This is a genomic window from Lactobacillus sp. ESL0791, from assembly GCF_029433255.1.
Taxonomy (GTDB): domain Bacteria; phylum Bacillota; class Bacilli; order Lactobacillales; family Lactobacillaceae; genus Lactobacillus.
On sequence record NZ_JAQTHU010000001.1, the window covers coordinates 1,459,981 to 1,472,125 of the forward strand.

Below are 12,145 nucleotides of genomic sequence, written 5' to 3' on the forward strand. Positions count from 1 at the left end.
TTAAGTAAATTAATAGGAGTTTAGCATAAATGAAAGCGCTACGCAATAACAGCTGGCACCTTCTATGACAATTGATAAGGATGAATAGTCGGCTCCAATGACCAGCCTTGCAGTAATCCAGTTAACTGTTTAGCCGATAGTTCCCGCACAGCATCTTGGTTGCTCGGCCACTGCAAACGACCATTCTCATAGCGCTTGTACAACAATAGAAAGCCATCATTTTCCCATAGTAAGCCTTTAAAGCGATCTTTACGCGTACCGCAAAACAAAAATAAGTTACTACAATAAGGATCCAGCTTAAATTGATTCTGGACAACCGTAATTAGTCCATCAATTCCCTTGCGTAAATCGGTTTTACCGCAAACTAGGTAGATTCGATCAATTTGATGTAAGTCAATGATCATGATCAAAGACCGCCTCTAAAAGTGCCTGCAAAATATAATCTTGAATCCGATTATAAACAATTACGGTTTTATTTTGCCCAATCCCTAATTGTAGTGCCTTAGTGGGCGGCAATTTAGGCCGTTGGCTATCTAATTTAACTTCAACGAAATCATGTTTATCTTCCAAAATAAATCACCTCAAAAATCATTTCTTGAGCTAATTATCGCAAAACCAACGGGTTAGTAGAAGACGGCCAGTTATTTTGTGCTTACTTAGTATATGCTTGCTAAGCTTTCAGGTTTAGAACAGAAAAAGCTAACACAGTTGCATAAACTGCATTAGCTTTTTTACATATTTAAAACCTAAGCTATAAATAGTAACTTATTTTTACTTTCCCCTTTCATTAATTAGTAACCATAACTGTTACCATTACAATCGTTGTTTGCCCCTTATAAAATACGCGAACATGACCAATTTTGCTTCCTAACATTTGCGTATTAGGTAATGGCGTAACCCAACTATAATTTGCTCCATCCAATTCGTCATGATTTGAAATCGCACGTTGGGCTTCAATTGCAGTTAACCGTTGTCCACGTTTTACAAATACCATTCCGCCTTTTGGCTTAATAACTACAGGTGTAACAGGTGTTGGTGGTTTTTGTAAACCAATTGTAACCTTTACAATTTGAGAACCATCTTCTACTCCGGTTATTCCGCTGCCTGGCTTATGGTACATTACCTTGACATAAATATCCTCTGACTCATGGCTGCCTGATGTCCAAGTCGTATTGTAGTATGGACTAGTTGCTGGCGTGCCGTCGGCCTTAACTAAACTGTACGTCGGTGACCAGTCACTGATTGTACCTGTATTAAGATAATTGCCTAAGCTATCACTATCTGTTGGCACAGGTTGCTCAGAATTGAGCTTATTGTAGTCTTTGCCTTTATCACTGGCACCAGCAACATTTACCCAAACATCTGCCGTATCAGTTGTATTATCCTTCGTATAAGTTACTTGAACTGTATACTTAGCTGTCTTTTCTCCATTAATTAAGTGATTTGCTGTAACATCCGGTGCACTTACCCAACTCAGGCTGTAATCTGTTCCTTCTGTCAAACCAGGAATAGTAACTGAAGTGTCCAAGCCATAATTTTGATCAGCATTAACGTGTGTCCTAATTGGATTAGTCTCACCATTATTAACTTGAATCTTGCCACTATGTTGTTCTTTTTGACTCTTGACATGAATATTTACGGCAACTGCCTGCTTGGTTCCATCACCATAATCAATAATGACATATGCTGTCTTACCGTCGCTATCTGATGTATCTACATTTAAGGCTGTGCCATCCGCATCGCTTGCCCAGCTGTATTTTACATTTTTACCATTAGCTAATTTGCCTATAGCAGTTGTACTTGCTGTGCTTAATGCGGCCTTAGCCTTATCAGCTGTTAATGCAGCGTCATCTTTTACATTAAAGTCGGTTGTAACACCAGAGCTTTGACCACCGGCAACATTTACCCAAACATCTGCCGTATCAGTTGTATTATCCTTCGTATAAGTTACTTGAACTGTATACTTAGCTGTCTTTTCTCCATCAGTTAAGTGATTTGCTGTAACATCCGGTGCACTTACCCAGCTCAGGCTGTAATCTGTTCCTTCTGTCAAACCATCTATTGCAACTGAAGTGTCCAATCCATAATTTTGATTGGCATTAACGTGTGTCCTAATTGGATTAGTCTCACCATTATTAACTTGAATCTTGCCACTATGTTGTTCTTTTTGACTCTTGACATGAATATTTACGGCAACTGCCTGCTTGGTTCCATCACCATAATCAATAATGACATATGCTGTCTTACCGTCGCTATCTGATGTATCTACATTTAAGGCTGTGCCATTCTCATCACTTGCCCAACTGTATTTTACATTTTTACCATTAGCTAATTTGCCTATAGCAGTTGTACTTGCTGTGCTCAATGCGGCCTTAGCCTTATCAGCTGTTAATGCGGCGTCATCTTTTACATTAAAGTCGGTTGTAACACCAGAGCTTTGACCACCGGCAACATCTACCCAAACATCTGCTGTATCAGTTGTATTATCCTTCGTATAAGTTACTTGAACTGTATACTTAGCTGTCTTTTCTCCATTAGTTAAGTTAGCATCCGTTACATCCGGAGCATCACCTAACCAGCTTAAGGTATAATCTTTTCCTTCTGTCAAACCATCTATTGCAACTGAAGTGTCCAATCCATAATTTTGATTGGCATTAACGTGTGTCCTAATTGGATTAGTCTCACCATTATTAACTTGAATCTTGCCACTATGTTGTTCTTTTTGACTCTTGACATGAATATTTACGGCAACTGCCTGCTTGGTTCCATCACCATAATCAATAATGACATATGCTGTCTTACCGTCGCTATCTGATGTATCTACATTTAAGGCTGTGCCATCCGCATCGCTTGCCCAGCTGTATTTTACATTTTTACCATTAGCTAATTTGCCTATAGCAGTTGTACTTGCTGTGCTCAATGCGGCCTTAGCCTTATCAGCTGTTAATGCGGCGTCATCTTTTACATTAAAGTCGGTTGTAACACCAGAGCTTTGACCACCGGCAACATCTACCCAAACATCTGCTGTATCAGTTGTATTATCCTTCGTATAAGTTACTTGAACTGTATACTTAGCTGTCTTTTCTCCATCAGTTAAGTGATTTGCTGTAACATCCGGTGCACTTACCCAGCTTAAGGTATAATCTTTTCCTTCTGTCAAACCAGGGATAGTAACTGAAGTGTCCAATCCATAATTTTGATTGGCATTAACGTGTGTCCTAATTGGATTAGTCTCACCATTATTAACTTGAATCTTGCCACTATGTTGTTCTTTTTGACTCTTGACATGAATATTTACGGCAACTGCCTGCTTAGTTCCATCACCATAATCAATAATGACATATGCTGTCTTACCGTCGCTATCTGATGTATCTACATTTAAGGCTGTGCCATCCGCATCGCTTGCCCAGCTGTATTTTACATTTTTACCATTAGCTAATTTGCCTATAGCAGTTGTACTTGCTGTGCTCAATGCGGCCTTAGCCTTATCAGCTGTTAATGCGGCGTCATCTTTTACATTAAAGTCGGTTGTAACACCAGAGCTTTGACCACCGGCAACATCTACCCAAACATCTGCTGTATCAGTTGTATTATCCTTCGTATAAGTTACTTGAACTGTATACTTAGCTGTCTTTTTCTCCATCAGTTAAGTGATTTGCTGTAACATCCGGTGCACTTACCCAGCTTAAGGTATAATCTTTTCCTTCTGTCAAACCAGGGATAGTAACTGAAGTGTCCAATCCATAATTTTGATTGGCATTAACGTGTGTCCTAATTGGATTAGTCTCACCATTATTAACTTGAATCTTGCCACTATGTTGTTCTTTTTGACTCTTGACATGAATATTTACGGCAACTGCCTGCTTAGTTCCATCACCATAATCAATAATGACATATGCTGTCTTACCGTCGCTATCTGATGTATCTACATTTAAGGCTGTGCCATCCGCATCGCTTGCCCAGCTGTATTTTACATTTTTACCATTAGCTAATTTGCCTATAGCAGTTGTACTTGCTGTGCTCAATGCGGCCTTAGCCTTATCAGCTGTTAATGCGGCGTCATCTTTTACATTAAAGTCGGTTGTAACACCAGAGCTTTGACCACCGGCAACATCTACCCAAACATCTGCTGTATCAGTTGTATTATCCTTCGTATAAGTTACTTGAACTGTATACTTAGCTGTCTTTTCTCCATCAGTTAAGTGATTTGCTGTAACATCCGGTGCACTTACCCAGCTTAAGGTATAATCTTTTCCTTCTGTCAAACCAGGGATAGTAACTGAAGTGTCCAATCCATAATTTTGATTGGCATTAACGTGTGTCCTAATTGGATTAGTCTCATCATTATTAACTTTGATCTTGCCACTATGTTGTTCTTTTTGACTCTTGACATGAATATTTACGGCAACTGCCTGCTTAGTTCCATCACCATAATCAATAATGACATATGCTGTCTTACCGTCGCTATCTGATGTATCTACATTTAAGGCTGTGCCATTCTCATCACTTGCCCAACTGTATTTTACATTTTTACCATTAGCTAATTTGCCTATAGCAGTTGTACTTGCTGTGCTCAATGCGGCCTTAGCCTTATCAGCTGTTAATGCGGCGTCATCTTTTACATTAAAGTCGGTTGTAACACCAGAGCTTTGACCACCGGCAACATCTACCCAAACATCTGCTGTATCAGTTGTATTATCCTTCGTATAAGTTACTTGAACTGTATACTTAGCTGTCTTTTTCTCCATTAGTTAAGTTAGCATCCGTTACATCCGGAGCATCACCTAACCAGCTTAAGGTATAATCTTTTCCTTCTGTCAAACCATCTATTGCAACTGAAGTGTCCAATCCATAATTTTGATTGGCATTAACGTGTGTCCTAATTGGATTAGTCTCATCATTATTAACTTTGATCTTGCCACTATGTTGTTCTTTTTGACTCTTGACATGAATATTTACGGCAACTGCCTGCTTGGTTCCATCACCATAATCAATAATGACATATGCTGTCTTACCGTCGCTATCTGATGTATCTACATTTAAGGCTGTGCCATTCTCATCACTTGCCCAACTGTATTTTACATTTTTACCATTAGCTAATTTGCCTATAGCAGTTGTACTTGCTGTACTCAATGCAGCTTTAGCTTTATCAGCTGTTAATGCAGCATTGTCTTTTACATTAAAGTCGGTTGTAACACCAGAGCTTTGACCACCGGCAACATCTACCCAAACATCTGCTGTATCAGTTGTATTATCCTTCGTATAAGTTACTTGAACTGTATACTTAGCTGTCTTTTCTCCATTAGTTAAGTTAGCATCCGTTACATCCGGAGCATCACCTAACCAGCTTAAGGTATAATCTTTTCCTTCTGTCAAACCATCTATTGCAACTGAAGTGTCCAATCCATAATTTTGATTGGCATTAACGTGTGTCCTAATTGGATTAGTCTCATCATTATTAACTTTGATCTTGCCACTATGTTGTTCTTTTTGACTCTTGACATGAATATTTACGGCAACTGCCTGCTTGGTTCCATCACCATAATCAATAATGACATATGCTGTCTTACCGTCGCTATCTGATGTATCTACATTTAAGGCTGTGCCATTCTCATCACTTGCCCAACTGTATTTTACATTTTTACCATTAGCTAATTTGCCTATAGCAGTTGTACTTGCTGTACTCAATGCAGCTTTAGCTTTATCAGCTGTTAATGCAGCATTGTCTTTTACATTAAAGTCGGTTGTAACACCAGAGCTTTGACCACCGGCAACATCTACCCAAACATCTGCTGTATCAGTTGTATTATCCTTCGTATAAGTTACTTGAACTGTATACTTAGCTGTCTTTTTCTCCATTAGTTAAGTTAGCATCCGTTACAGAAAAAGCATCACCTAACCAGCTTAAGGTATAATCTTTTCCTTCTGTCAAACCATCTATTGCAACTGAAGTGTCCAATCCATAATTTTGATTGGCATTAACGTGTGTCCTAATTGGATTAGTCTCATCATTATTAACTTTGATCTTGCCACTATGTTGTTCTTTTTGACTCTTGACATGAATATTTACGGCAACTGCCTGCTTGGTTCCATCACCATAATCAATAATGACATATGCTGTCTTACCGTCGCTATCTGATGTATCTACATTTAAGGCTGTGCCATTCTCATCACTTGCCCAACTGTATTTTACATTTTTACCATTAGCTAATTTGCCTATAGCAGTTGTACTTGCTGTACTCAATGCAGCTTTAGCTTTATCAGCTGTTAATGCAGCATTGTCTTTAACATTAAAGTTGGTTGTTACTTCTGAACTTTCACCGCCAACAACATCTACCCAAACATCTGCTGTATCACTTGTATTATCTTTATAAGTTATATTAACTGTATACTTAGCTTTCTTTTCTCCATTAGTTAAGTTAGCTGCTGTAACATCTGGTGCACTTGCCCAGCTCAAGCTGTAATCTGTTCCTTCTGTCAAGCCAGGGATAGTAACTGAAGTATTCAAGCCATAATTCTTATCGGCATTAACGTGTGTCCTAATTGGATTGGTTTCACCATTATTAACTTTAATATTGTTCTTATTCTGATCCTTCTGACTTGTTACTGAAATTGGCACATCAACTATCTGTGATGTTCCATCATCATAGTTTACTTTGATATGAGCAGTCTGCTTACCATTTTTATCATTCTGACTTGCATCAAAAGTCGGACTAGTAGGTTTCCCATTTGCATCAACAATATCATTGCCCTTATCGTCAACATAACTATATATTGGATTAAATGGCTTAATCTTACCTACTGAATCATCACTTAAATATTTGCTTGGATTAGGATCCAGTGGCTTCATTGAATTGGCACTAGCATTCGCATTCGGCTCTGCACCAACTACATCAACAGTAATTCCCGTTAAGACCTTGCTTGAGCCATCACTGAATCCTACTGTTACTGACCCCGTTGTATTTGTGCCAGTCTGATTAACATTTGGCCGTTTATTCCAAGCAATCGAACTTACATTATTTGTATTTTTAAAATACTTATCACGATTGCCTTCACTTACATATTTATCCTGACCAGATATGCTTTCACCAACGTGCATTACCATAGGATTGCTTTGGCTTAACTTATTATCGCCTTCACCAGACTGTTCCGATTGACTCTTAATTTTTATTGTAATCGGAACAGCTTGTGCTGTGCCATCCTTATAATGAACAAGAACATAGCCTTGCTTTTGACCTGTACCATTTGTTGTACTCCAATTAATATTCATATTGGTACTACCATCAGCACTGTCAGAAAATGTGTAATGGTCAACATCGCCGATGCCACTTAAGGCACTGATATTCGCATAACCTTTTGAATCAGTAAAACTCTGATCTTTAGAAATTGCCGTTGTGCTGCTGTCAAATTCTTGTCCATCACCGGCTGTAGCACCAACAACTTGAACTGGAGCACCAGAAATCAAAAATGTGGTTTCATCATCAAACGTTACCTTGATATCAGCGGATTTATTACCACTAGTTGCTAAAATGCCATTAGCCTGATTTACAGCAATCGGATCGGCCCAATCAACTGACTTAACATGACTCAAATCACCATCTAATATCTCGCCCCACTTATCACCGCTAAATTGCGGGACTTGAACAGGGGTAGAACCTGGGATAGTTACCTGGTGAACTTTAATTGAACTACCTTGTTTTGCAGCAATCGCTACATAATAAACGTAAGCATCCTGTGTAACTGTTGGTTGAAATGTAAATTCTTGGTCTGCTTGGTTTGGAACTAAACTATAACCAGCAGGAGGTGCTGGCTGGTCACTTGCCTTAACAATACCAGTTTCACCTACAATACCATTAACACTAGTATCATTCATGCCAGGAACAAGTTGGCCGGAATCCTTTAAAACGTGGTGAACAATAATATTATTCTTATCAGCATCATGTGTTGCGTTACCCGTATAGTAAAAGGCAACTTCACCAATTCCTGAAGCCGGCATTACTTGCTTGAAATCACTTTGGCCAGGAACTAAATGATAACCAGTTGGTGCAGCCTGATCTGGATCATTTAAACCAACGATGACTGATTGTCCAACTTTACCACCCACATAAGTATCTGATTTAACTTTGTCGGTAGTTAAATCACCATTACTCATCATCCAATAGTGATGGACTGTTATGCTAGCTGCAGGAGCACGTAAAGCATAAGTTTGAGTTGCAACTGTTCCATTTGCATCAGTAACAGTTACAGTAATTGAGTGATCTTTACCATCCACTAGCTGTGGTTGAGCTGGAACAGTAAACGAAAATCCAGCATCATTATTCACAAAATCAGCAGCTTTAGGGCCTGACCAAGAGTGAGTTGTACTCGAATCACCGTCAATATTATACGTGTACGTCAAATTATCTCTTAAGGAAGCATCTTCTTCAGTAACCGTTCCATGAATAGTAATTTCATTACCACGATAATCTTCCCCATTAGGGTCCAGCTTTAACTTAGGAGCACTGGCCATTTCGTCTACAATACTAGATTGATAGCCTATATCTTGAGAATCTCCAACCGATAAGTCTTGCCTGTCCCAAATTGTAAATATACCAGAATCTACCGTTTCTCCGCCACCGGTAGTATCTTTGGGAACATCAGCTAAAGAAGCATCGCCGAAAGCAAGCGCACCTGCATCAGGAGCTTTTTGACCTTTAGGTACTTTTTGACCTAAAGCAGTACTCAAACTAGGGCCGAAAACTTTTGGGTTAGTATAACTATACTGATAATATGTACCTGCCCAACCAGTAGGAGCTATTGGACCACTAAAGTTAAAGTTGAGCCGATACTTATGATGAACACCATTGATTGTGTCGGCAGAGGTACCCTCTAAATAAATTCCCTGATTGTTACCAATATAGAACAAGGGAACCTGATCATTGTTTAAAAATTTAGTATCCATATTCCATCCAAAAAAGGCATGATTAATATTATTCGCAGCATCAATTGTGTGATTATCATTAACCAGTCCAGTAACATTTCTCGCTGTTGTCTTATAATTAATCAGCCCCCCATTAGACTCCATTACCGAAGTATAATCAATTGTATAGATCTTACCATAGATATTATAATCTGCAGACCATAATGCAGTTAATTTAGCACCTAAAGTATTACCTTTGGAACCCGTGGTAGTTATATTCCACAGTCTAATAAATATTGGTTTCGTTAATGTATTTATATCCCCATTAATGCCCAGCCTTATATTTCCATAATAAGTTCCATTATAATAATATGCGTAACCACCATTAATTTGGTGCTCTGTGACTTGACCTGTACTATCTGTACTTACACTAATTAAATTATAATTTGGTATAGCACAAGAAGCAGTATAATTAAAATTAACCATAGAACCTGAAATTGGAGCATCAAGAGTCGTCCCAAAAAAGTATCGTAACCTAATGCCATTCCCAACAGGAATGTCACCATAAAGCGTATTCTTTTCGGGAGATTCATAGCTAGTAGTCTTATTATTAAACTGCTGTGCAAAGCTTGGAGCTGCATCAGTTTGCGTTGTTGGCACCTGCGTGTAATAGAAGGTTATTTCCTTATTCTGATCTTTGACAAATGTCCAAGTCACACTCTTTTGGTCAGCGACAATCTTGTAACCATCTGGTGCTGCTTGTTCCGGATCAGTTGCACTAATGGTCTTGGTGTCACCAACATAACCATCAATGTAAGTATCACCTTTTTCGTCACCTAGACCTTTAACTGGTGTCGTCGTCTTATTGCCATCAGCATCTACCAGCAAGTGGTGAATCACAATATCATTTGCGTGTGTGGTTTTAATCTTTTGTGCGCCGTCAGAGCTAACTGAGCCGGTTGAAGCAGCACTTGCTTCCGAACCGCTGCTACTTGCCTGACTGGCCTGTGAAGCAGTGGACCCAGTACTTGCTTGTGATGCGTTTGAGCTTTGACTGCTTTCACTTGCCTGTGAGCTGCTTGAAGCTTCGCTTGCACTTGAACTGCTTGCTGAGGAAGCTTCCGAAGCCTGACTTGCAGTGCTGCCTTCACTAGCGCTACTCTCTTCTTCGCTACTGCCGCGCAAAAAAGCGCTCAACCCCGAAAAAGTTGACAATTTAGGCTTATTAGCCACATCTTTAGCATTTACCTGTTTATTAGCAACAACCGTTTCCTGCTGACCAGCAGCAAGTGTATCAGCCTTAGCCGTTTGACTGGCTGCACCCATGAAACTAAAACCAAGCAAAACAGAAGCAGCACCAATTGCCAGCTTTCTGATAGAAAAGCGATCTTTTTTGGCCTGCATTTCCATTCTTCTTAGTTTTTCATCAAAATTGTTCTTGCCGAACATATTTCTTTCATCCTTTCCGAATCATTCAAAGAATGATTCTTAATATTACTATTAATCTTAATATTATCTATTATAAAACGATTCTTTAATAATTTAAACAAGTTGTATGAATTTCACATAATAAACTTGCATATATATAAAAGTATAGTTATGAATTACATTCCTATATTTAACAAAAATCTAATTAATACTAAATCACTTTGTCATCATATATGTTATATCACCATAGACTATAGTAATATATTTCAAAGTATTTATTACAACAGTTTCCAGCTTTTTTGGTTGAAGACAATTTCTGTTATTAGATGCCATTTACTCTAAAGTGCTTAATTCATGCATAAGCACAAAATAACGGCTATACAATTTATCCTGTTGATGAGTACCCTTATGGTATCTTATTAACAGGATATTTTTTTGCTTAAAAGGCAAAAAAAGAGGACAGCTAAAACTGTCTTCCCTAATATCCGTTAATCTACCACAATCTCTTGATTTTAAGGAGTTTTATCATGTCCTCTCTTACTAATTCTATTAAATTTCTGCTTGATGTTAAAGATAAAAATCTTATCTTCTTTGATTTTTATTTAGCTGATGATCAGGTTACTAAAATATTAGTCGCTGAACTTAAATTGCCTCTGACACAATGTCCCACTTGTCATGGCCCGTTAGTTCATAATGGGCATTATCTTTCAATGGTTCATTATCCTGCTTACAACGCTTCTCACCCTTTGCAGATTAAATTGAACAAACAGCGGCTGTTTTGTCGTCATTGTCATCAGACCTTCTTGGCCAGCAGTTCATTAGTTGACAAGGGCTGTTTTTTTGCTAAACCTGGCAAACAAAAGATTCTCCAAGAATTGACTACCGATCGTTCCATGAAAGAAATTGCTCAGGCTAATAATGTTTCTAATCATACAGTATTGCGCGTTCTGACTAAATTCGGTAAACAGCCGCGAGCAAATGATTATGATTACCTACCGCCACATTTAGGTGTTGATGAATTTCGCGGCGTTGGACGACAGCTGCACTTTATTTGCATTGATGGTGCCAGTCATCGCATTATTCGGGTATTAGAAACTCGCTTAAGGAAAGATATTGTCGCTTATTTCAATCATTTTCCTTTAACTGTTAGGAAGCAGGTAAAAACTATTACCATGGATCTTAATTCTTATTACCAAGATGTTGCCCATGAGCTGTTTCCTAACGCTCTAGTCGTTATCGATCGTTTCCACATCATTCAGATGCTTAATCGGTCGTTTAACCAACTGCGGACGCAGACAATGAAACAATTTGCACCTGGTGATCAACGCTATAAATTGCTTAAATTCTACTGGAAATTTTATTTAAAACCAGTGGCTGATTTAAAGTGCGATAAGCTGAAGTACTATCACCATCTCAAAAGAATGTCTAATCAAGCTTTTATCGTTGATGAAGGCCTAGATGCCAGCCCCAAGTTACGGTCAACCTATGAACTGATGCAGACCTTTAGTAAGGCCCTGCGAACACACGACGAGCAAGAGATGATAAGATTGTTAAACTGTAAAGATGATTTAGGAAAGCAAATGAAAACCACACTTAAGACTTTTAATCGCAACCAAAAGGCTGTAATCAATGCAGCAACATCGAAATATGCCAACGGCTGTGTTGAAGGCACCAACCGCAAGATTAAACAGATTGAACGAACAGCTTACGGCTACCGTAACTTTGATAATTTGGTTACCAGAATCATGTTGGAAACAAAAAATGCCGTGCTAAAAGAAAATACTTTAAGCGCAATTGCCTAAAGTATTTCAAATTAAA

The 12,145-nt window shown here is 38.6% G+C and carries 7 protein-coding genes; 1 reads left to right on the plus strand and 6 read right to left on the minus strand.

From position 1 onward, the window contains the following. Positions 1-62: 62 nt before the first annotated feature. The 6 genes from tnpB to PT285_RS07260 all read right to left on the minus strand — a co-directional run bounded on the left by tnpB (position 63) and on the right by PT285_RS07260 (position 10,348). Positions 63-404: an IS66 family insertion sequence element accessory protein TnpB gene (gene tnpB, locus PT285_RS07235; RefSeq protein WP_277149159.1), complete on the minus strand. Its 342-nt coding sequence runs from the start codon at positions 402-404 to the stop codon at positions 63-65. Further along, positions 394-570 (minus strand): hypothetical protein, encoded by a 177-nt coding sequence (locus tag PT285_RS07240; RefSeq protein ID WP_277149161.1) that lies wholly within the window; start codon positions 568-570, stop codon positions 394-396. Before PT285_RS07240 ends, tnpB begins: the two co-directional genes overlap by 11 nt. A 217-nt stretch (positions 571-787) precedes the next feature. Beyond that, the gene (locus PT285_RS07245; RefSeq protein WP_277149163.1) at positions 788-3,643 is read right to left on the minus strand and encodes a Rib/alpha-like domain-containing protein; all 2,856 of its coding nucleotides are present in this window, start codon (positions 3,641-3,643) and stop codon (positions 788-790) included. Continuing rightward, positions 3,624-4,748, minus strand: a complete 1,125-nt coding sequence (locus PT285_RS07250; RefSeq protein WP_277149165.1) for a Rib/alpha-like domain-containing protein — start codon at positions 4,746-4,748, stop codon at positions 3,624-3,626. Before PT285_RS07250 ends, PT285_RS07245 begins: the two co-directional genes overlap by 20 nt. Next, the gene (locus PT285_RS07255; RefSeq protein WP_277149167.1) at positions 4,729-5,859 is read right to left on the minus strand and encodes a Rib/alpha-like domain-containing protein; all 1,131 of its coding nucleotides are present in this window, start codon (positions 5,857-5,859) and stop codon (positions 4,729-4,731) included. The genes PT285_RS07250 and PT285_RS07255 overlap by 20 nt, the downstream gene beginning before the upstream one ends. Then, entirely contained in the window at positions 5,840-10,348 is a 4,509-nt protein-coding gene (locus PT285_RS07260; protein WP_277149169.1) for a Rib/alpha-like domain-containing protein, read from the minus strand. Before PT285_RS07260 ends, PT285_RS07255 begins: the two co-directional genes overlap by 20 nt. A 506-nt stretch (positions 10,349-10,854) precedes the next feature. Between PT285_RS07260 and PT285_RS07265 the strand changes: the two genes are divergently transcribed. After that, the gene (locus PT285_RS07265) at positions 10,855-12,129 is read left to right on the plus strand and encodes an ISL3 family transposase (protein ID WP_277149171.1); all 1,275 of its coding nucleotides are present in this window, start codon (positions 10,855-10,857) and stop codon (positions 12,127-12,129) included. The last annotated feature ends 16 nt before the right edge of the window (positions 12,130-12,145 follow it).